The organism is Neobacillus pocheonensis (assembly GCF_050477905.1).
GTDB classification, from domain to species: Bacteria; Bacillota; Bacilli; order Bacillales; family Cytobacillaceae; genus Neobacillus; species Neobacillus pocheonensis_A.
In genome coordinates, this window is record NZ_JBCNAD010000007.1 from 1 (window position 1) to 22174 (window position 22174).

24 protein-coding genes and 1 pseudogene are annotated in these 22174 nt (G+C 36.7%); 19 read left to right on the forward strand and 6 right to left on the reverse strand.

All coding sequences use genetic code 11. The features are described 5' to 3' along the window. The first annotated feature begins 369 nt into the window (after nt 1–369). Nucleotides 370–570, forward strand: a complete 201-nt coding sequence (locus ABES02_RS02815; protein ID WP_430131293.1) for a tyrosine-type recombinase/integrase — start codon at nt 370–372, stop codon at nt 568–570. A 99-nt stretch (nt 571–669) separates the two neighbouring features. Beyond that, a pseudogene (locus ABES02_RS02820) lies at nt 670–954 on the forward strand (ferredoxin family protein). Nucleotides 955–1090: 136 nt separating this feature from the next. Here the strand turns inward: ABES02_RS02820 and ABES02_RS02825 are convergent. Next, entirely contained in the window at nt 1091–1438 is a 348-nt protein-coding gene (locus tag ABES02_RS02825; RefSeq protein ID WP_430130447.1) for a hypothetical protein, read from the reverse strand. A gap of 223 nt (nt 1439–1661) precedes the next feature. On the opposite strand from ABES02_RS02825, the gene ABES02_RS02830 reads away from it, so the two are divergent. Further along, nucleotides 1662–2186 carry a hemerythrin domain-containing protein gene (locus tag ABES02_RS02830; protein ID WP_430130450.1) on the forward strand — a complete coding sequence of 175 codons (525 nt, stop codon included), beginning with the start codon at nt 1662–1664 and terminating at the stop codon, nt 2184–2186. Nucleotides 2187–2514: 328 nt separating this feature from the next. Here ABES02_RS02830 and ABES02_RS02835 read toward each other — a convergent pair whose 3' ends face one another. Then, nucleotides 2515–4023 carry an ATP-binding protein gene (locus tag ABES02_RS02835; protein ID WP_430130453.1) on the reverse strand — a complete coding sequence of 503 codons (1509 nt, stop codon included), beginning with the start codon at nt 4021–4023 and terminating at the stop codon, nt 2515–2517. Nucleotides 4024–4153: 130 nt separating this feature from the next. On the opposite strand from ABES02_RS02835, the gene ABES02_RS02840 reads away from it, so the two are divergent. Together ABES02_RS02840 and ABES02_RS02845 are read left to right on the forward strand one after the other, a co-directional pair. Next, nucleotides 4154–4594, forward strand: a complete 441-nt coding sequence (locus tag ABES02_RS02840) for a MarR family winged helix-turn-helix transcriptional regulator (RefSeq protein ID WP_430130456.1) — start codon at nt 4154–4156, stop codon at nt 4592–4594. A 95-nt stretch (nt 4595–4689) separates the two neighbouring features. Then, nucleotides 4690–6384 (forward strand): M3 family oligoendopeptidase, encoded by a 1695-nt coding sequence (locus ABES02_RS02845; protein ID WP_430130459.1) that lies wholly within the window; start codon nt 4690–4692, stop codon nt 6382–6384. Between the two features lie 43 nt (nt 6385–6427). Here the strand turns inward: ABES02_RS02845 and ABES02_RS02850 are convergent, their stop codons facing one another. Then, nucleotides 6428–8584, reverse strand: coding sequence for an AAA family ATPase (locus tag ABES02_RS02850; RefSeq protein WP_430130461.1), 2157 nt, complete (start codon nt 8582–8584; stop codon nt 6428–6430). Nucleotides 8585–8773: 189 nt separating this feature from the next. Between ABES02_RS02850 and ABES02_RS02855 the strand changes: the two genes are divergently transcribed. Next, nucleotides 8774–9823, forward strand: a complete 1050-nt coding sequence (locus ABES02_RS02855) for a YkvI family membrane protein (protein ID WP_430130464.1) — start codon at nt 8774–8776, stop codon at nt 9821–9823. Nucleotides 9824–9857: 34 nt separating this feature from the next. On the opposite strand, the gene ABES02_RS02860 is transcribed toward ABES02_RS02855, so the two are convergent. Continuing rightward, a complete protein-coding gene (locus ABES02_RS02860) occupies nt 9858–10472 on the reverse strand; it encodes a CPBP family intramembrane glutamic endopeptidase (RefSeq protein ID WP_430130467.1) in 615 nt (204 codons plus the stop codon). A 110-nt stretch (nt 10473–10582) separates the two neighbouring features. Here ABES02_RS02860 and ABES02_RS02865 point away from each other — a divergent pair, with 110 nt between their 5' ends. Next, on the forward strand, nt 10583–10702 hold the full coding sequence (locus ABES02_RS02865) for a DUF6254 family protein (RefSeq protein WP_430130469.1): 120 nt from the start codon (nt 10583–10585) through the stop codon (nt 10700–10702). A gap of 52 nt (nt 10703–10754) precedes the next feature. Here ABES02_RS02865 and ABES02_RS02870 read toward each other — a convergent pair whose 3' ends face one another. Next, nucleotides 10755–10943, reverse strand: a complete 189-nt coding sequence (locus tag ABES02_RS02870; RefSeq protein WP_289982512.1) for a YkvS family protein — start codon at nt 10941–10943, stop codon at nt 10755–10757. 222 nt (nt 10944–11165) lie between these two features. Here ABES02_RS02870 and ABES02_RS02875 point away from each other — a divergent pair, with 222 nt between their 5' ends. The 12 genes from ABES02_RS02875 to ABES02_RS02930 all read left to right on the forward strand — a co-directional run bounded on the left by ABES02_RS02875 (nt 11166) and on the right by ABES02_RS02930 (nt 20964). Next, nucleotides 11166–11360 (forward strand): hypothetical protein, encoded by a 195-nt coding sequence (locus ABES02_RS02875; RefSeq protein WP_430130472.1) that lies wholly within the window; start codon nt 11166–11168, stop codon nt 11358–11360. A gap of 202 nt (nt 11361–11562) precedes the next feature. Then, nucleotides 11563–12513, forward strand: a complete 951-nt coding sequence (locus ABES02_RS02880; RefSeq protein WP_430130476.1) for an AAA family ATPase — start codon at nt 11563–11565, stop codon at nt 12511–12513. Continuing rightward, on the forward strand, nt 12510–13679 hold the full coding sequence (locus ABES02_RS02885; protein WP_430130480.1) for a DUF58 domain-containing protein: 1170 nt from the start codon (nt 12510–12512) through the stop codon (nt 13677–13679). The genes ABES02_RS02880 and ABES02_RS02885 overlap by 4 nt, the downstream gene beginning before the upstream one ends. Nucleotides 13680–13694: 15 nt before the next feature. Beyond that, nucleotides 13695–14891, forward strand: coding sequence for a hypothetical protein (locus tag ABES02_RS02890; RefSeq protein ID WP_430130483.1), 1197 nt, complete (start codon nt 13695–13697; stop codon nt 14889–14891). A gap of 288 nt (nt 14892–15179) precedes the next feature. Then, entirely contained in the window at nt 15180–15446 is a 267-nt protein-coding gene (locus ABES02_RS02895; protein WP_430130486.1) for a phosphocarrier protein HPr, read from the forward strand. Further along, nucleotides 15446–17158 (forward strand): phosphoenolpyruvate--protein phosphotransferase, encoded by a 1713-nt coding sequence (gene ptsP / locus ABES02_RS02900; protein ID WP_430130489.1) that lies wholly within the window; start codon nt 15446–15448, stop codon nt 17156–17158. Before ABES02_RS02895 ends, ptsP begins: the two co-directional genes overlap by 1 nt. Nucleotides 17159–17349: 191 nt before the next feature. Then, entirely contained in the window at nt 17350–17496 is a 147-nt protein-coding gene (locus ABES02_RS02905) for a hypothetical protein (RefSeq protein ID WP_430130492.1), read from the forward strand. A gap of 107 nt (nt 17497–17603) precedes the next feature. Continuing rightward, on the forward strand, nt 17604–18239 hold the full coding sequence (locus ABES02_RS02910) for an FMN-dependent NADH-azoreductase (protein ID WP_430130495.1): 636 nt from the start codon (nt 17604–17606) through the stop codon (nt 18237–18239). 112 nt (nt 18240–18351) lie between these two features. Then, a complete protein-coding gene (locus tag ABES02_RS02915; protein ID WP_430130498.1) occupies nt 18352–19137 on the forward strand; it encodes an SDR family oxidoreductase in 786 nt (261 codons plus the stop codon). 90 nt (nt 19138–19227) lie between these two features. After that, nucleotides 19228–19701 (forward strand): hypothetical protein, encoded by a 474-nt coding sequence (locus ABES02_RS02920; RefSeq protein WP_430130501.1) that lies wholly within the window; start codon nt 19228–19230, stop codon nt 19699–19701. Nucleotides 19702–19845: 144 nt separating this feature from the next. After that, nucleotides 19846–20724 carry an NAD(P)-dependent oxidoreductase gene (locus ABES02_RS02925; RefSeq protein WP_430130504.1) on the forward strand — a complete coding sequence of 293 codons (879 nt, stop codon included), beginning with the start codon at nt 19846–19848 and terminating at the stop codon, nt 20722–20724. Between the two features lie 63 nt (nt 20725–20787). Beyond that, on the forward strand, nt 20788–20964 hold the full coding sequence (locus ABES02_RS02930) for a hypothetical protein (protein ID WP_430130507.1): 177 nt from the start codon (nt 20788–20790) through the stop codon (nt 20962–20964). A 50-nt stretch (nt 20965–21014) separates the two neighbouring features. Here the strand turns inward: ABES02_RS02930 and ABES02_RS02935 are convergent, their stop codons facing one another. Further along, nucleotides 21015–22163 (reverse strand): aminotransferase A, encoded by a 1149-nt coding sequence (locus ABES02_RS02935; RefSeq protein ID WP_430130510.1) that lies wholly within the window; start codon nt 22161–22163, stop codon nt 21015–21017. Between the last annotated feature and the right edge of the window lie 11 nt (nt 22164–22174).

The window sequence follows — 22174 nt, forward strand, 5'->3', positions numbered from 1 at the left end:
TAGGAACATTTCGCACAACTATACTGCCCCGTTAGCCACCCATGCAGCGCAAAAATCAGCGCTGCACCACAGAGGATGAAAATAGTTAAGAAATGTCAATACTGATACTGACCTTAATCCAGTCAACCCTTATCCATAGTCTTTTTAATACCGCTCTCCTCTTTTTTTAACGATTGAGCAGAGTCTTCTTCAACATTGTCTTTTTTCGGAGTTAGATAAGTTTATTTTCATAGTAGTGCAATAAGCACGCTTCATAAATATGAATAAATATTAGTGTTCATACATGTTTACCCTTTAGTAATGATTCATAAAGATTAATAAACATACTGCCAAAACATACATCAGTTAATTTCCAGAAAAAGGAAGATAATTTTACGTTTTCATGATTTGCGTCACACTCATGCCACAATGCTAATTCAACAAAAAATTAATCCAAAGGTAATACAAGAGCGTCTTGGACATTCAAGAATTGGAATTACACTTGATATTTATAGTCATGTACTTCCAAGTATGCAACAAGAGGTTGCCATGAAATTAGACGAAATGTTAGGAAGTTTAACTATCATGTGACCAAATTTGTGACCAAAATCCATTTTCAAGGTTTTGGACCTTTATAAATAAAGGATTTTTTCATAAATTATGCCTTCGTGCTTGGAAGGCGGTGAAATAATGTCTACTAAAAATATCGAAGAAAAACAGTATCTTCTCCGTTTTAAGTGTGACACGAAATCCCATTTAACTGTACTAGATCATGATGTTTGCATGACCCAATGTCCTGATAAACTTTGTACAGTCTTCTGCCCGGCTGAAGTGTATAAATGGTAAAGAACTAGGATGCAGGTTGGCTATGAAGGCTGTCATGAATGCGGAAGCTGCCGTATTGGCTGTCCATACCAGAATATTAAATGGGAATACCCTAAAGGCGGACATGGAATTGTCTTCCGGTTAGCATAATAAATCCAAAAAGTGCTGTTGCATTAAATGCAAACAGCACTTTTTGATATATGGAAAAGAAAAGAAAACACTATATGTATGTTATTTCACAAGGAATGATAAAAAGAAGGTGAAGCAGAAGGTAGTATTTTAGAGGTTAGCTTATTTTCTCTAGTATTGTGGTGGAGGAAAGTTCATCTTTTTTGCTGGAGCATACAAAAGAGCTTGCAAGCTTTGTAGCACTGTCAATTGACTCCATATTTGCCGAACAATAATAAGGCTTTTTCCAATTAAAATCACCTTCACAGTCAGCAGGATAAATACTCACTTTCCAATGGTAGTATATCTTTGGTTGAGGGAGCTGTACCCCTTCAACGGCAATAAGCCAGTGAGTAGAGGGAGAACCAGGGATATAAGCATCTGAATCCTTAAGTGACATCAGGTCATTTAAACCAATTGGAATCAATGCCTTTTGATAAAAGTCGTGATAATTTGGTGTTTTCATGAATTGTTGTCCTCCTTTATCTGTCTTAACTATATTATATGAAACTATTAACGATTTTTGTGTGATAAATGTTAAAATTTTTAAAAAATATAAAGCGTTTTCATAAAATCGACAAAAAGTTTAAATTCTAACAAAAGTATTTTTTTTGTGACCAGCGTCACTACAAATATTTAAGTTTCTTTTTATACTTAAATTAATTAAAAGGTAAGAGGTGAACAATTAAATGAGCGGGTGTATGAGTGCATTTGGAGGAATGCCTTCAGGTGAATTAAGTGAAGGACTTAAACAATTAAAAAGTGAGCATCCCCCTTTATTAGCGCAATTAGAGGAATTGTATAGCTTAACCCAAAAAATTGATCAAGAAATAGTTCTTGAAGAGAGCTTTAACGAATTGATTAAGAAAGTAAAAGAATTTAAGGCAGCCTTAGATCCTCATTCAGAAAGGGAAGAGGGTGTTCTTTTTCCAATGATGGGCGTGTATATTGGAACAACTTCTGGACCAATTGCTGTCATGGAGTATGAACATGATCAGGCTAAAGCTAATATCGTGGCATTTCTTGAAAAATCGGCTGATGTACCTTCATCACCTGGTGAAATAAAATCATTGGCTGAATTAATCCAAAACGCTTACTTTATCTTGACCGACCACTTTGCAAAAGAAGAAAATGTATTGTTCCCAATGGCAGAGAGAATGCTGACAGATGAAGAAAAATTAGAATTATACCGTAAAATTCAAGAAATCAAATAAAAAGCGAGACAAATCAGACTCGTTTTCTCTGGCTGTCGAAAAACTATCGATAGCCTTTTATTGTATTCTTTTTCCATAATAACTCACAGAGTTAATTGTTATAAAAATCTAAATATATAGGGTTTTAACTTGTCTGTTGATTTGCGCTCCAGGCGCTTCGCTTTCCGCGGGCGTGCCGGGGAGCCTCCCCGCGGAAAGCGAGTGCCCGGATCGGAAATCAACAGGCCCAATTGCAGGGACAATCTATAAATTTGGTATTTAGATTCTGACTACATAAAAAATTACCGAGAAAAATAACCTTTCTAACAATCTAAAAAAACGAGACTAATCAGTCTCGTTTTTCTTTTATTATTGGCAATGTGATTTCTACTGTTGTGCCTATTGTTTCTTTACTGTTTATTTGAATGGTACCACCGAAAGAATTAATAATCCGCCTGCAAATTACCAGACCAAGTCCAGTTCCCGTTTCTTTGGACGTAAAGAACGGTCGGAATATTTTTTCTAATTCATCAGTCGGAATTCCCTTACCGTTATCGCTGATCTCTAACTTGCAAAAATCAGCAAATGCTTGAAGCTTTATTTCCAGCGTCCCTGAACTTTCAAATGATTCGAAAGCATTTTTTGCGATATTTAAAATCACTTGTTTCATTTGATCTTTGACACATTTTACTACTATCGGTTCATCGGATATCTGCCACACACATTCAACGTTATGAGAATTTGCCTCTGATATTATTAATGGCCGTAAATCATGAACTATTTCATGGATATTAACGTTTTCCATCAGTTGAGCCGTTGGTTTACCAAGTATTAAAAACTCGCTGACAATCTCATTTATTCGTTTTAGCTCAGAATCAATAACATCAAAATAATATCGGTCATCGGGTTCGGTATATTTTTCACTTAATAGTTGGATTAAACCTTTTACCCCAGTTAAAGGGTTCCGGATTTCATGGGCTGTACTGGCAGCCAGGGTACCAACTAGTTCAAGCTTTTGCAGCTCATTTTCTTTTCGTTCTTTACCCGTATGAATACTTAGAAGAATATATTTGATTAGTAAGAAAAGAATATGTGTGATGATAAGGAGAATAAATAAATATTCAGCCATTTCTTTGATAATCACATTCTTATTGCGTTCGGACATTTTTACTTTAATACTCCAAGGCAAGCGGTCCATTGGATAAGTGACCCATTCAGATGAATCCATCAAATCATTTCGGTTTACATTCATTTCAAGCAAGGTATTATCTGCCCCGTTTACAACGTATAGCTTTGTATCCGGTGTCAGAACCTTCATTAGATTCCTCATATAATCGATTCTGAGGTCAGCAACAAGAATGGCCTTTAGCTTGTGATTCTCATCGAGAACCGGGGTTGCTAACCCGATGATTCTTTGATTGTTTTTAAGAATTTCTTCATGTTCAGAAATAATGATATCCTTCGTATTGATTACTTCTTGAATAAAGTTTAATTTGGAAAAATCAGCATCATTTCGTAATGAAACTGTACCAATTAACAAGTTTCCTTTATCATCTAATAAGTAAAGACCTCCATATCGAGGGTCGTTCTGGTTTACCCTTGTGAGTAAAGGTTCCATTTTTTCTGGTAAAATTAGGTTATCCTCAGCTGAAAGGGATAAAATTCTCAAACTAGTCACGGTTTCGCTTATGAATTGGTCCCAATTCTTTTGATAAATGAATGCAACCCAACTGGCATGGTCTCTTCTGTTTTTATCATTATCTTTTAAAATATTATAATAAAAATATACGCCTAAAAGGAAAACAGGAATAATCACGACGATTAAATATGTAAGGATACTACCCTTGCGAATTCTCATGAATGTACCTCAATTAATTTCGTTATCATTATTAACGAAATTATTATACCATTAAAAGGGAATTTGACAGTACTTAAAAAATTTTTTATAATAATTTTGAAATCGAGATAATTTAAAAGGATGAGTTTTTATGGAAAACGATTCAGTTTCAACTTCATTAAAATTATTTATTGTTCTTTCAAGAGCCTATAAAGCTATAAATGAGCATGTTAATAAGGCCATACAAGCTAATGGATTAAATCCCACTGAATTTGCTGTTTTAGAGCTCCTATATCATAAAGGAGACCAGCCGATGCAACAAATTGGCGGGAAAATTCTGCTTGCAAGCGGAAGCATAACGTATGTAGTTGACAAACTTGAACAAAAGGGAATGCTGAAAAGGATTGCGTGCCCTAAAGACAGACGGGTAACATATGCGCAAATAACAGATGACGGGAAGAAGTTCATCCAGGAAATTTTTCCAGATCATGCCCAGCAAATTGATAAATTAATGTCGAGCTTAACTGCTGAAGAGAAAATGCAAGCCATTGAGTTGCTAAAAAAATTAGGAATACCTGCAGGAAAATTTTAATACGGCTAATGCCGTATTTTTTTTATATAAAGGAATATTATTGAATAGTGTCGAAATGTTTATATCTGGAAAATTAGAACAAAGGGGTTGTTTTAATGAGTTTTGAAAATTATACATATGCTCGTCCAAATTTGGAAGAAGTAACGGCGAAATTTGAAGTAGTCCTTGAACGCTTTAAAAAAGCTTCTTCAGCTGCTGAACAAATCAAAGAAATGATTGAGATTAATCAGTTGAGAAATGACCTTGGGACGATGTTCAATCTTTGTTATATTCGTCATTCGATTGATACAAATGACGAGTTTTATAAAGTAGAACAGGATTATATTGATGAAATTCAGCCTGAGGTTGAAGGCCTTGTGTCCAAGTATTATCAAGCCCTTGTCGATTCCAAATTCCGTATGGAGCTTGAAGAAAAGTTTGGAAAACAGCTTTTCGCACTTGCAGAAGGTCAGCTCAAAACATTTAAACCGGAAATCGTTCCATTACTTCAGAAAGAAAATCGCCTTTCCACGGAATATACAAAGCTACTAGCTTCGGCCAAAATTGTATTTGAAGGGGAAGAAAGAACGCTTGCTCAACTAGAGCCATATACTCAGGATACCAGCCGTGAGAAACGAAAACTGGCTAGTGAAGCGAAATTTGGCTTTTTTGCAGAGCATGAATCAGAGTTAGACCGTATTTATGATGAGCTTGTAAAAGTAAGAACCGAAATTGCCCAAACTCTGGGTTATAAGAACTTTGTAGAACTTGGTTACTATCGAATGATGAGAACCGATTATAATGCCGAAATGGTTGCCAATTTCCGTAATCAAGTAAAAGATTATATCGTTCCGATTGCGAGTAAATTAAAAGAGCGTCAAAGGGAGCGTCTTGGACTTGAGCAACTAAAATATTATGATGAAAACTTTATTTATCAGACTGGAAATGCGAAACCAAAAGGCAGTCCTGAGTGGATTATTGAAAATGGGCAAAAAATGTATGAAGACCTTTCGAAGGAAACAGGGGAATTTTTCAGCTTTATGCAGGAAAATAACCTGATGGATCTCGTTGCAAAAAAGGGTAAAGCCGGGGGCGGCTATTGCACTTACATTGAAAATTATAAAGCTCCGTTCATTTTTTCAAATTTTAATGGAACTTCCGGCGATATTGATGTGTTGACACACGAAGCAGGGCATGCCTTCCAGGTTTATTCCAGCCGTCATTTTGATATACCTGAATATGCATGGCCTACGTACGAAGCTTGTGAAATCCATTCTATGAGTATGGAATTTTTTACATGGCCATGGATGGAGCTATTCTTCAAAGAGGATACCGATAAATATAAGTTTTCACACTTAAGCGATGCGCTTTTATTCCTGCCATATGGTGTTTCTGTTGATGAGTTCCAGCATTGGGTATATGAAAACCATTCAGCCTCACCAGAAGAACGAAAACAAGCATGGCGTGAAATCGAGAAAAAATATTTGCCGCATAAAGATTATGATGGCAATGCGTATTTAGAAAATGGCGGTTTCTGGCAGCGTCAAGGACATATTTATAATTCCCCTTTCTATTACATCGATTATACTCTGGCACAAATTTGTGCATTCCAATTCTGGAAGCGTTCAAGAGAAAGTCAAAACGAAGCGTGGGCAGACTATGTGAAGCTTTGTAAACTTGGCGGAAGCATGTCCTTTACTAAACTTGCAGCTGCAGCGAATTTAATATCACCATTTGAAAACGGCTGTGTGGAGTCCGTTGTTGGCGAAATTGAGAATTGGTTGAATTCAGTTGACGATAAACAACTATAAATGACAAAAAAGCGAAGCCATATATGTGGCTTCGCTTTTACAATTATGAAATTGAAACAACTTCTGATTTCACCTTTAATTCCCCGGATTCGATTCCAGCAGTTAAATTTTTGGCATCAGGCTGTTCTAAAATATAATCCGCAATCTTATCCTCAAGCTGTTCTTGAATTACTCTGCGGAGTGGACGAGCTCCGAAAGCTGGGTGGTAGCCTAGTTCAGCTAATTTTTCTTTTGCTTCAGTTGTAATGGTTAATTCCATATCTTGTTCTTTAAGTGTTTCTTGTAATTCCTGAATCATAAGGTCAACAATAGTCAAAATGTGTTGTCTATTTAATGAATGAAATTCAATGATTCCATCAAAGCGATTTAAGAATTCAGGTTTAAAGAAACTGCCAAGGGAATCAAGAATACTAGCCTCTTCTACTGCTTCATTTGTTCCAAAACCAACATGTACAGTTTTATGCCCAACGCCAGCATTGCTTGTCATGATGATTACTGTGTCTTTAAAGCTTACAATTCTGCCTTGGCTGTCAGTGAGACGGCCGTCCTCAAGTATTTGCAGGAACATGTGCTGTACGTCCGGATGAGCCTTTTCAATTTCATCCAGTAAAATGATGCTGTATGGATTTCGGCGTACTTTTTCGGTCAGTTGTCCTGCTTCATCATGACCAATATAACCAGGAGGTGAACCGATTAATTTTGAAACGCTGTGTTTTTCCATGTATTCACTCATATCAAGACGAATCATCGATTCCTTAGTACCGAATAATTCCTCAGCTAACGTTTTCGTTAATTCTGTTTTACCGACACCTGTTGGACCAACAAATAGGAAGGAACCGATTGGGCGGTGTTTAGATTTTAAGCCGGCACGACTCCGTCTAATCGCTTTTGCCACCTTTTGGACAGCTTTTTCCTGTCCAATGACTTTTTGGTTTAAATTCTCTTCTAATTTTTTCATCTTTAGCTGTTCATCTTCATGCAACTTTCCTACAGGAATACCTGTTTTTTGTTCGATAATTTCTTGAATATGCGACACCGTGACAATGGGTCTTTCTGTGCTTGCTGCCGTATTTAAAGCTTTTTCAAGTTTTGCTTCTTCATCACGAAGCTTGGCAGCTGTTTCATAATGCTCATTTTTTAAAGCTTGTTCCTTCTTAAGAGCTATCTCTTTCAAACGTCCTTCAATTTGCTCATTGTTTTTGTATTCAGAAGTAAGATTTAATTTTGAACCCGCTTCATCCAGTAAGTCAATAGCTTTATCAGGTAAGAAACGGTCTTGAATAAAGCGCTGTGATAATTGGACACAGGCACGGATGGCTTCTTCTGTATAGGTTACTTCATGGTAATCTTCGTATTTCTTTTGGATTCCTTCTAAGATGTTAATCGCAGCATTTACATCAGGTTCCAGAACGTGAACAGGCTGGAAGCGACGCTCTAAAGCTGAATCCTTTTCGATTTGACGATATTCCTTTAAAGTTGTCGCACCAACAACCTGCAACTCTCCACGGGCAAGGGCAGGCTTTAAAATATTACCTGCATCCATGGAACCTTCTGCAGAACCTGCACCAACAAGGAGATGAATTTCATCAATGAACAGGATAATATTTTTTCGCTCTTGCAGCTCTGAAATTAACTGTTTCATTCGTTCTTCGAATTGACCACGTATTCCTGTATTAGCCACAAGGGAAGCGACATCTAGTAAATAAACCTTTTTATTTTGGAGCTTTCCAGGCACATTTCCATCGGCAATTTTCAGGGCAAGACCTTCTGCAATGGCTGTTTTTCCAACACCTGGTTCTCCGATTAATACAGGATTATTTTTATTTCTTCTGTTCAAGATTTCAATGACTCGTTTCACTTCTTCATCACGGCCAATAACAGGATCAATCAAGCCTGCTCTAGCCATTTGCGTTAAATTACGGCCGAATTGATCGATAAAGCCGCCAGCCTGTGATTTACGAGCGCTTTGCGGCGGAGTTTGACCATGAAAGTTTTGGTTTGGAGAAAAGCCCTTCCCCATAAACAAATCTTCAAAGGAGAAGCCTGGAAAAGAATTCATAGATGGGCCGAAGTCTGCTCCCATTGTTTTCTTTTCTCTTGAATAACATTCGTGGCACAATTTCATTTCTTTAAGTTGACCATTAATATTTAAAGTAAATTGTAAGTTTGCGTTGTTTTGATTACATTTTTGACAAAGCATGAATAATAACCTCCTTGTTATTTAGCTTTAATCAATTTGACTTTGACTATCTTTGACCTTATGACTAAAGTATACTCTGACCTTTTTTGACTTTCAAGATGTTTGCTTATAGTAAATCTTTACAATACAAGAAAAAGCTCGTCTTTGTTTGTCCCTTCATACATATATTGATGATAAGGGGGGGATGGTGTGAAGCGGAATTGGGCAGCAGCCTTTCAAATTGCGGCGGTCTATGTAGGGACTGTTGTTGGTGCAGGTTTCGCCACAGGAAAAGAAATCGTCGAATTTTTTTCGCGATTCGGTTTCTTTGGCTTTATAAGTATATTAATGAGCGGTTATTTTTTTGTCGCCATCGGCTCAAAGTTGATGCGTATGGCCGCTCAGATTAAGGCAAAATCTTATCAAGAGTTTAATGAGTATTTGTTTGGAAAATGGCCAAGCAGGCTTATCAATATTTTTATGCTCTTGATGCTGCTTGGAGTAAGTGCGGTAATGCTTTCAGGTGCAGGAGCTGTATTTGAGGAACAACTGAATCTTCCAAAAGCTGCTGGGGTATTTCTGACAATTTTTCTTTCTATAATTGTTATGTTAATTGGTACCAAGGGGCTCTTTGCTGTAAATACATTTGTAGTCCCGTTAATGATTTCTTTTAGCTTAATATTGATGGTTTATTCATTAAGAATGCCTAACTTCATCAACCAATTTTTATTTATTCCCCATGCCGACGACGGCTGGAAAAGTGTTGTGGCTCCATTTTCGTATGTGGCATTAAACCTTGGTTTAGCACAAGCTGTTTTAGTGCCAATTGCAACCGAGATAAAGGATGATTGGACAATTAAATGGGGCGGAATTCTCGGTGGGCTTGCTCTAACACTAATATTAATTGCGAGCCATTTTACCTTGATTATGTTGCCGAATCTAGAATTATATGATATTCCGATGGCAATTATCATGAAAAATTTAGCCCCATTTTTATATTGGATATTTGTTCTGGTCATTTATGGGGAAATTTTCACATCTGTCATTGGAAACGTCTTCGGGCTTGATCGGCAACTGAAGCAATACATGGCTATTCCAACGATAGCATCGGTATTTGCCATTTTTGCTGTTTCCTATCTCATTAGTTTGGTGGATTACAGTACACTCTTATCGTATTTATATCCATTGTTTGGTTATGTTTGCATGACTTTTTTTGTATTGCTTTGGATGAAACCTTTTACAGCCAATGAAAGAAAATAAAAAGACAGCTGTTCGATCATGAACAGCTGTTTACCTATTTTAAAGGCAAAATAATAAAAATCATGATTTCAAAAATGATATGAGAAACAATCACGAGTGGCATGCTTTTTTTCCAAAAATATAAGAAGCCCCAAACAAAGCCGGATAAAAATGCAGCAAGGACTAATAGGAAGGACCCTGAATAAATATTTACTGAAGCGTACAATAAAGAGGCTGTTAAAATACTGACCATGGGTCTAAAGTGCTTTGATAGTCGTTTTTGAATAAATCCACGCCAGAAAAATTCTTCTCCTGGTGCCGCCACGAACACAAGGGCAAGGTATTGCCAAAATAAAGATGGTGCATACCAATTATAGAGTTTAGTAATGCTCTTTTTAATTGGAAGATGGAAAAGGTGGATTGCATGGAAGCCCAGCCAAAAAACAGCATACAGAAGAAGTCCAGAGACGGCACCAAAAAATATATATTTTATGAAGGATGCCTTGTCATCGACGTCTCCTTGGAACATGGCGTAAACAATTAAAAACAGTAAAGATCCTGAAAAGATATACCAAAAAATCACTTTATCAAGGAAGGAAAAGTATATTAGGACATGGGCGATTAGAATTCCAATCACAAGACGCATATCTAAGAAGATATTCTTTATCATGGTGAACTCCTTTAAAAATCAATAAATTATTTCTCATTAAACATTTTATCCAATTCCTTTGATAAGAATTTGAAAAATAGAAAAAAATAATCAGGAAAGGAGTGAAAGAAATGAGCAAATCTCAAAGTCAGCAAGAGAGAGAATGGACTGTAAGAAAGCAGGATCAAAATCCTCATGGTAAGGTAAAGTCTTTAAAACAATTATCGAAAGAAGCTGGACAAGGTAAATAGGAAAAAAAAGAAAAGGCAGTGAATGGGCTGCCTTTTCTACAAATCTATTAATTTAAAAAGCGCTTTCTTTTACAACCTTATAGTTTTTATGATTCACAACTGTACGTTGGTCCAATTCTAAATCTCGATAATTATCCATATATGTTAGGTCGACTATTACAGAATTTTCATTCACTTTTTCTACTATCCCTTGTAAGCCACCACGGAATTCGATAATATTTCCTACTTCTGCTTTTTTCATTTAGTCTCTCTCCTTTGCCTTCAAAGCGTGAAATGAAATCCAATTAAATAACAGTTTGCACTAAATTTCCCGATTCGTAAAGGCTTTTGTTTGACAATTTTGTTAATTCTAAATGAATTATTTGATTATATGTGTAATATAAAATAATAGAATAGAAAGCGCTTACTAATATAGAATATGAAATGGAAAAAATTTGACTTAGATAAATGGTGGTGTTTATGAGTGAATGAAGAAATGATTACAGATATTTTGGATCGGATAATGAATGGTGAACTATCAGAATACTATGTTAAAAATGAAGATTTTATGGAATTTCGCCAGGTACTTGTAAAACGACAAGATTTTAAGCATTTCCGAGGCATTGGACAGCGGGGCGGGGACGTCCTATACCAATACTTAAAAGAACCAAGAAGTTAATTAGAAGAGCTCATATCGGGCTCTTTTTCTTTTTGTAATGGCTGTGTTAAAGGTAAATGTTGATTAATTAACTCTGTTGATTGGAGCGGAAATCGACAGGAAAGTTAACACAGCTTTTGTAATAGTAAAAGTTTGGAAGAGTTTAAAAATTTGGTAAAATAAAAAGGATGTATGAATAAAAGATTTCTAAGGGGATGCAGGAATGTCTTTAACTGAAAAAATCGTTCAACTAAAAAATGAAATCAGTAAAGTAATGGTTGGTAAGGATATGGAAGTAGAATTGATGGCTATTTCTTTATTATTTAATGGACATATTTTACTGGAAAGTGTGCCTGGAACAGGAAAAACAATGCTCGCAAAAAGCTTTGCAACCGGAATTGGCGGGGAATTTTCACGAATTCAATTTACACCCGATGTTCTGCCAAGTGATGTAACTGGGATACAATTTTTCAACCCTAAGTTGCAAGAATTTGAGTTACGTCCTGGTCCAATTCAAGCAAATATTGTTTTAGCAGATGAAATTAACCGAGCAACACCTAGAACACAGTCCAGTTTATTAGAAGTTATGGAGGAAAGGCAGATTACAATCGATAGGGAAACGGTCAAATTGCAGGAACCCTTTATGGTCATTGCTACGCAGAATCCAGTTGAGTCACAGCAAGGAACTTTTGCTTTACCGGTAGCGCAAATGGATCGGTTTTTTATCAAAATTAAAGTTGGCTATCCTGTTTATGAGGATGAAAAAAGAATCATGCAAATTCATCGTGGAGACAAGAAGCTAAACACCATTAAACAAGTGTTTTCAACAAAAGAAATTATGGAATTGAAGGAAAGAATAAACGGGATCCATATATCAAGTGATATGGAAGATTACCTTCTTAATATCATAAGAAAAACGCGTGAGAATAATAGTATTGAACTAGGAGTAAGCCCAAGAGGAACTTTGGCACTCATGAAAGCGGCACAAGGAAAGGCCTTCTTGATGGGACGTTCATATGTTATTCCAGATGATGTGAAACAAGTGGCCAAATATGTGCTAGGGCATCGGATTTTCATGTCCATTGAAGGGTCGTTAACAAAAACACCAGAAACTGTAATCGATGAAATCCTAGATTCTATTCCCGTTCCAGTAGAAGCGGAGGCTAATGGATGAGTTGGAATAAATATATGGTAGAAGAACGATTAATTCCGATAATTAACGGATTAGCAATTGTAATGATCATTGTAAGCCTTTATATGGATTCCAAATTAGTCCTTTTTCTAGCGATCTTTTCTTTAGCAGTATGTATTGGAAATCATTTTTATTTAAAACAAGTTGGAGACCTGCTATTTGTTGAGAATCTAGCTGAAAAAAAACGCTTTTTTATTAATGAAAAAGGCAATTGGGTAATCACCTTTCGGAATGAGGGATTTCCGATTTTAAAAGGGGAGATAAAGGTTTACTTCGACCACTTTGTTGCACCAGAAGGCGACCATATAGAATCTACCCTATCCGTGTATCAAATTACAGTTCCACTTTCCATCTATACTAAGCAAACAAAACAATTTAAGCTTTCTTTTTCAGCAAAAATGAGAGGGATTGCAAAAATTCGAAAGCTAGAAATACATATTCCCAGCCTTTTAGGATTTGGTGAAACCATCCTAGAATCCAAGTATTTTCTCAATCAACAAGCCATTGTCTACCCGGAAAGAATCCCCGTAAAAGGATTGAAGGACTATCTGTCAAATCTTCAAGGGACTAATGTGGTACCTTATTCAGTATATAAGGATCCGCTTGGACCTGTGGGAACAAGGGAGTATGTCCCTACCGATAGTTTTAACCATATTCATTGGAAAGCCAGTGCCAAACATCAATCATTACAAACAAAAATCTATGAAGCCATCTCGGAAAGAGGCTGGACAATTGCCATAAATGTCAGTGATGGTCATTCAATAACAGGCAATCTTGAAAGGCTGCTAAGTTGCATAACAGAATTTGCTTATTTTGCATTAGAACAGAAAATCCCTTATTCCGTATGCATTAACGTTCGAACTGCCGGAAATACTCCCTTTCTATTTTTATCAAAGGGAGAAGGTAAAGAGCATTTACAAAAGGTATTAGAGACACTTGCATCGATAAGTACACAAAATTCCAGTTTACCTTATGATCATATGCTGTCATTTATTAATAACCATCTAGGTGAACAGCCCTTTTTTCTTCATGCTGGGATACGGACGGATGCAACAAAAAGATTGTTATTTAATATGACAAAAAAAGGTACTAGATTGTTTGAATTAGTTTTAGAAAAAGAAACAGGTGTTTTAACTGGGCTGAAGTGAGAGAAGGGCGTTGATATGATTTATCGTGTAGCAGCTGTTTCCTATCACTTTACTTTAGAATTGATGTTGACTGTCCTTTGTGTATTTCTATTCTTTATTCAAAAAAACGAGTTACCACCTATTTTCGTTTTTCTTGGTATTTGTCTATTCGGCATTATCCTTTTCACCATGCTTTTATCTAAATTTCTGAATAAAGGAAAATGGCTTTATTTTATAACGATTTTTCCGCTGTTATTAATGGCTGGTCAACTGTTGGGATTCTCCCTATTGTTTTCGGCCATGTCTGGCTTATTTATTTTTTGGCGTGGTATTTCCTTGTTTGATGATTATTCTGAGCATTCTGAAGTTCTCATGGTTCTCCTTTCCTTTTTAATAGGCTTGGTTGTGATTATCTATTCAGCAATGAGACACTATTCTTATCAAAATCAAATTGTTTTCTTCCTTATTTTTGAAGTGTTTTTAGTGGTAACTGCCGCATTTATTAAAAAATGGAATGTGATTCATAGTGATAGATGGAGGTTTGCACAGTATTTTATTAAAATTCTTTCGGTGCTTTCTTTAATTGGTTTGATACTAACATCTTTATTTAAATATCTTCAGACTGTTGTTTTTTCCATCTTGCAGTTTATCGTAATAGGTTTGAGCAGTATTGTGGAACCTATGATAAACATTCTCCAATATCTTTTAAATAATTTTAGTAAAAAAGAGTTTAAGTCTACTTTGAAGGAAAGCGATGTTAAGCTTGATGGAGACAATTTCCACGAACATTCATTTGGAATAACAGAAAATATCTTGTATCATTTGCTCATTATGGCTGTGGTTGGTTTTATTATTTTTCTGTTTTATAAAAGGAAATTGAAGTTTCGGAAAATTTTGGGCAGTTCTTTAGCAAATGTCGAAATTACCAATGGGGTTTTGTCGGCACTCCAACCATCCTTTATGCGTAAGCGAGTGAAACCTCCCAACGATTTTATAAGAAGAGAAATATTTGAATTACAGAAGCTTGCTCATAAGCTTCATTTAGAACGTCTTCCCCACGAAACTTTGGAGGAATGGTGGAATAGAATTGGTATACCATCATCGGGAGACATAATCCAGATTTACGAAAAAGTCCGATATGGCGAGGTTGTTTCCTCAATTGAAGAGATTGCAAAAGTAAAAGTGGATTTTCGCGTTGTAAGACAGTATTTTAAAGATATTCATAATAAATAATAAGGAGCTTTCTTGTCTATTTTATGAAATTTGAAAAAAAAAATAAATTGTCATTTATTAATGCGCTTACATTATAGTTTTTAAGTTGTCTGTAGTGTTTGAACGTGTTATTCTAGCAATTGTATTACTGTTTATTAATCATAAATGAGGCTATCAGCTTACATACTTAATTTTATTTTAGGGGAAATTATCTTAAGTCTATTTGTGATATAAATGACTAAAAGAAATTAGTATTGGTAATAGAAGGCTCATTTTACTACATTTAAACTAAGAGGAGTTTGATTTTACATGGCAGAAAAGCACTTTAAAGTAACAGCGGAAACAGGAATTCATGCAAGACCAGCAACCTTGTTAGTTCAAACAGCAAGCAGATTTGATTCTGAAATTAATTTAGAATATAAGGGTAAAACCGTTAATTTAAAATCGATTATGGGTGTAATGTCTTTAGGAATTGGTCAAGGTTCAGACATTAAAATTTCTGCTGAAGGCAGCGACTCTGCTGATGCCTTAAATAGCCTTGAAGAAACATTGAAAAAAGAAGGATTGGCAGAATAATGACTTTTTTAAATGGAATAGCTGCATCAAATGGTATTGCTATTGCGAAAGCATACCGTCTCGTTGAACCAGATTTAACGTTTGAGAAGAAAACAATTGAAGATCCAAGTGCTGAAGTTGAACGGTTCCGTCAGGCTATGGCTAAATCAAAGTCAGAACTTGAAGCGATTCGTGACCGAGCAAAGGTTGATCTCGGTGCTGACAAAGCAGCAATTTTTGAGGCTCATTTACTTGTTCTTAGCGACCCTGAATTAAATTCGCCTATCGAGGATAAGATTCAGTCTGAAAAAGTAAATGCAGAGTTTGCCCTAAAAGAAACCGCAGATATGTTCGTTATGATGTTTGAACAAATGGATAATGAATATATGAAGGAACGTGCAGCTGATATCCGCGATGTTACAAAACGTGTATTAGCACATTTATTAGGTGTTCAATTAGTGAATCCAAGCATGATTGCCGAAGAAGTAATCATTGTGGCGGAGGATTTAACTCCATCCGATACCGCACAATTGAACCGTGAATTCGTAAAAGGGTTTACGACTAATATTGGCGGCCGCACCTCGCATTCTGCCATTATGGCGCGTTCGATGGAGATACCAGCTGTGGTTGGAACAAAAACAGCAACTGAAGAAATTAACAATGGAGACTTGGTTATTGTCGATGGTCTAAAAGGTGAAGTACATATTAACCCAACTCCAGAGCTTGTTGCTGAATACCGTAAAACCCATGAAGCATACGAAGTTCAAAAAGCAGAATGGGCTAAGCTTGTCAATGAAGCGACTGTCACTGCAGATGGCACGCATGTAGAACTTGCTGCCAATATCGGTACTCCAAGTGATTTAAAAGGGGTTATTGAAAATGGTGGTGAAGGTGTAGGTTTATACAGAACTGAATTCCTTTATATGGGCAGAGAACAGCTCCCAACCGAGGAAGAACAGTTTGAAGCCTATAAAGCTGTGTTAGAAGGTATGGCAGGAAAGCCGGTTGTCGTTCGTACATTGGATATTGGCGGTGATAAAGAACTGCCATATTTAGAACTACCAAAAGAAATGAATCCTTTCTTAGGTTTCCGGGCGATTCGCTTATGTCTTGAGGAACAAGGGATTTTCAGGACACAACTTCGAGCTCTTTTAAGAGCAAGCAGTTTTGGTAATCTTAAAATCATGTTCCCAATGATTGCCACTTTGGATGAATTCCGTGAAGCCAAAACGATTCTTGAAGAAGAGAAACAAAAGCTTGTTTCTGAAGGTCAAAACGTAGCTGATAAAATCGAGCTTGGGATTATGGTAGAGATTCCATCTACCGCTGTTTTAGCTGATCAATTTGCTAAAGAAGTTGATTTCTTCAGTATTGGAACTAATGATTTGATTCAATATACAATGGCGGCAGATCGTATGAATCAACGTGTTTCTTACCTTTATCAGCCATATAGTCCATCGATTTTACGATTGGTTAAAATGGTAATCGATGCAGCACATGCAGAAGGAAAATGGACAGGTATGTGCGGCGAAATGGCAGGGGACGAAACAGCGATTCCAGTTCTAATTGGACTTGGTCTCGATGAGTTTTCAATGAGTGCAACTTCAATTTTAAAGGCTCGCTCTCTTATTAAAAATTTAACAAAATCTGATATGGAGAAACTTGCCCAAGAAGTGTTAAATATGCAAACAACCAGTCAGGTTATTGATGCTGTAAACGCTACAACTAAATAATAAACATAAAACCGACTTTTAAAAGAGTCGGTTTTTTTTTATGTGTAAATTTCACTATTATTTTATTCATATTATTATGTCAATTTTGTGAAATATTTGGTATAATTATAGTCAGAAAGGCCTGAATTACATAAGTAAATAACTAAAAAATGCAAATGCTAAAAGTAGGAATTGGTGGAGGTGAATGTTATATGGAACAAAAACCTGTACATTATGATGGCAGTTTACAAGCAAGTCAGGCAGCAGATGAGTCAGTGGTAAATGAACCATTCCTAATGACTGATGAAATGAGACAAAGTATTGGTCGCAATCCTTATTCACTTGAAACAAACGAATAAAAAAGATGGAATAAAAGGATTTGTCAAAATGGCAAATCCTTTTTGGTTATTTTAGGGCTTTTTGACTAAAACTAAAATGTCATATCTCAAAAGGAAAGGTGATGAACATGGCACAGGTTTTATATATTACAGCCCATCCACATAATGAAACAACGTCTTATAGTATGGCAGTAGGAAAATCCTTTATTGACAGCTATAAACAGGTTAATCCGAACGATGAAGTCGTCCATCTAGATTTGTATAATGAAAACATCCCACATATCGATGCGGATGTATTCAGCGGTTGGGGCAAGCTTCGCTCTGGGCAATCTTTTGATGAGCTGTCAGCCGAAGAAAAGGCAAAGGTAGGCCGTTTGAATGAGCTAAGTGAGCAGTTTGTGGCAGCCGATAAATATGTATTTGTCACTCCATTATGGAATTTCTCATTTCCTCCAGTAATGAAAGCCTATCTGGATTCGGTTGCCGTTGCTGGAAAAACGTTTAAATATACTGAAAAAGGCCCGATTGGTCTGTTAACAGATAAAAAGGCATTACACATTCAGGCACGAGGGGGATTCTATTCAGAGGGGCCAGCGGCACAAATGGAAATGGGACACCGTTATATCAGTGTAATGATGAGTTTTTTCGGGGTTCCGACCTTAGAGGGACTGTTTGTCGAAGGGCATAATGCGATGCCAGATAAAGCCCAGGAGATTAAGGAAAATGCAATTGCTCGTGCAAAAGATTTTGCACACACCTTCTAAAATGAAAACTCGCCAATCGGCGAGTTTTCATTTATGTCAAAATACATTTCCAACTTTTTCTTTTTTTTTTTGTATAATAGAAATAGAACTTCAAGAAGGAGATGGAAAAGATATGGAATTAAATTTAAATGGTAAAACTGCGCTAATCGCTGCTTCCAGTCAGGGATTAGGGTTTGCCATTGCGGAGCGGCTTGTAAGAGAAGGGGCCAATGTGATGATTTCTGGCCGGGAAGATGAAAAGCTAAAACAAAAAGCTTATGAACTAGAATCTATTGGAGCAGGAAAAGTGGCCTACCAAAAAGCAGATATTACGAAAACGGCTGATATAAGAGAGCTTGTATCAGCTACCACCGAGACCTTTGGCGGGATACACATGCTTGTCAATAATGCTGGGGGCCCTCCAGCTGGTTCGATTGAGGATTTGAGCGATGAAGCATGGCAAGCGGCTTTTGAATTAAATCTATTATCATATGTTAGAATGATTCGCGAAGCTTTACCCTATTTAAAAATACAGGGAGGAAAAATCCTTAACATTGCATCTTCTTCCATAAAGGAGCCAATACCAGGTTTAATACTTTCAAACACGTTCAGGACTGGGATTATAGGACTATCTAAAACTCTCGCTTCTGAATTAGCTCCCGATAATATTCTTGTTAATACAATTGCGCCTGGGCGAATTGCGACTGACCGTGTAAAGCACCTTGATCAAGTAAATGCAGACAAGCTGGGATTAGACCGAGAAAGTGTTGAATTACAGGTTAAAGCGGGGATTCCTTTGAAAAGATATGGAACACCTGAAGAATTTGCCAATGTGGCTGCCTTTCTGCTTTCCGATGCAAATTCTTATATGACAGGCAGTTCATTTCTTGTCGACGGCGGCATGATCAAAGCAATTTAACAGCACTGGATAATTTCCCTTGATTAACCTTTCTTTACGTTTATTACCACTGTTTTTTGGCTATGGTAAAAATATAAAGGAGTGTTTTAGATGCGCAGGAATATTCGCATGATATTCGTTTTGGTTATCGGAATTTTTTGTTCGTCACTTGTAAGCGGCTGTGGGATTCTGTTTTCAAATGAACTTATTGTAAACCGTTATGCAGATGCATTGCTAACGAAAAATAACGAGCTTCAATTTCGTTTTAGGATCAATAATGAAATCTTAGAAGGCCAGCAATTATATAAGGTAAAAGTAACTATTCACGATGACAAGCTAGCTGCCGCAATCGGAAAAAGGGAAATCATCTATGGAGAAGATCAAGTACTTAACGGAGAATATTTAGAAGTAAAAGGGAAAAGTGAAAAATATATTTTTATGGATCCAATCCCATTAAAAGAGGATCTACATATACAAGAGCTTAAAACGATGATCGAAAAGGACAATGCCGTTTCTATTGAAGTATTCAACGATAAGGAAGTATTTGGAAGAGTATATTTAACGAACTTTTCTTCAGAGTTGTAAAAATAGGAGTATGATTAAAAATAAAAGGACAACATTAATATGTGCATAAATTTGGAGATGGAGCACAAGGACCGGAACGACTGAGACGTTTCGGTCTTTTTCGTGTTAAAATAATAGAAAATACTAATGAGAGGAAAGATCATTTTGATTAATCGGGAAAATACGGTTATTGGTTTTATTGGGACAGGTGTCATGGGTAATAGTATGGCTGGACATTTATTGAAGGCTGGATATTCTTTGTTGGTATATTCAAGGACGAAGGAAAAAGCTGCAGAATTATTGGAAAGTGGAGCCAAATGGGCGGCTTCGCCAAAGGAGTTAGCAGAAAAGGCATCAGTTGTTTTTACAATGGTTGGTTATCCAGCGGATGTAGAAGAAGTATATCTTGGTGAAAACGGTCTGATTAAACATGGCCTTCCAGGTGGTTATTTCATTGATATGACCACTTCAGCGCCATCTCTTGCCGTTAGAATCTATGAAGAGGCCAAGAGACGGGATATACATGCGATTGACGCACCTGTTTCCGGTGGGGATGTAGGAGCTAAAGAAGCCAAGCTTTCGATTATGGCTGGTGGTGAAAAGGATGCTTTTGACACGGTGCGCCCTTTACTTGAGTATCTAGGAACAAATATTGTCTATCAAGGGAATCCCGGAGCAGGGCAGCACACTAAAATGTGTAATCAAATCGCCATTGCCTCTAATATGATTGGAGTTTGTGAAGCGATTATATATGCTGAAAAAGCGGGATTAAATCCTGAGAATGTACTAAAAAGTATTACAACCGGAGCAGCCGGCAGCTGGTCGTTAAGCAATCTTGCTCCAAGAATGCTTAATGGAAATTTTGAACCAGGTTTTTACATAAAGCATTTTATTAAAGATATGAAGATTGCCATGGATGAAGCAGAACATATGGGAATGAAAGTGCCTGGATTGGCACTAGCGAAATCTCTTTATGATCAATTAGCGGAGCATGGTGAAGGAAATAGCGGGACCCAGGCACTCTATAAATATTGGAAAAACTAGTTTGAATAAATTTCTCCTGTCTTCAAAAAACTATGATAGAAAAGTTGATAGGAGGAATTTTTAATGGCGAAACGAACAAAAAAGAATGATGCCCAGCAAAAAAACAAAAAGGGGTTTGACTCCTCTAAGCTAAATGAAGAATTTGCTCATGAAATTGGCTCTGCAGCCACAAATAAAATCCATAAAGATAAAGCTAAAAAAGAAAAAGCTCCAAAAAACAACGGAAAATTTAATGGCTAATCTAAAAACAAGAAACCCTCACTTTTATTAATATCGTGAGGGTTTCCTGTTTATTTTTTAAAATACTTTTCCATCCGGTCTAGTCCGATTTGTAACATTTCCATCGAGCAGGCGAAGGATAATCGGAAATAACCTTCGCCATATTCTGAAAACGCACTTCCTGGAACAACCGCCACTTTTGTTTTTTTGACAAGGTCGAGTGCAAAATCAAAGCTATTTAACTGAATAGAGGATGGTATTTTTATAAAAAAGTAAAAAGCACCATCTGGCTTAACAGCTTTAAGACCCATTGCAGTTAGTCTTTCATAAACGAAGTCTCTTCTTCTTTCATATTCCTTTTTCATTAACAAGGCATCATCGATTCCCTCAGTTAACGCTTCGTAAGCCGCTTTTTGCGCAATCGAATTTGCACATGAAACATTATATTGATGAACCTTTAATATGTGTTTTGCAATGGTTTCCGGTGCAAATAAAAAGCCAATTCTCCAGCCTGTCATCGAATGAGATTTTGACAATCCGTTTATGACAATGGTTTTTTCCTTCAGGAAGCTAGCAATCGATTGATGCTCGCGATCAAAGGTTAGCTCGCTGTAAATTTCATCTGCTAGTACAAAAATATCCTTATCGCTCAAATAGTCAGCAATTTCCTTTAACTCGTCCGCTGAAAGACTTACCCCGGTTGGATTTGAAGGGTAGGGAAGTACGATACAGCGGGTTTTTTCCGTAATAAAGGGTTTAATCATATCAAGGGTAAAACGAAATTGATTTTCTCTAATGTCAACATGGACAGGCGCTGCTCCCATCATGCGTATGATGGGTTCATACCCAGGATAAATAGGACCTGGCAAAATAACTTCACTGTCTTCAGCGAGAATAGTCCTAAACGTGATATCAATTGCTTCACTTGCACCCATCGTAACGATCGCTTCTGAATCAGGATCGTATTGTAAGCCATATTTCTTTTCGACAAACTCACAAGCAGCCTTCCTTAATTCCAATGTCCCGGCATTATGGGTATAGGAGGTAAAATTTTGCTCAATTGCATCTTTTCCTGCCTGTTTCACATGCTCGGGAGTAGGGAAATCAGGCTGACCAATTGTAAAAGAAATCAAATCATCCACATGCGAAACCATATTAAAAAATTTTCTAATTCCTGAGATTTCAATATTTTTAACTCGTTGATTAATTAAATGCTCCACTTATGTCTTTC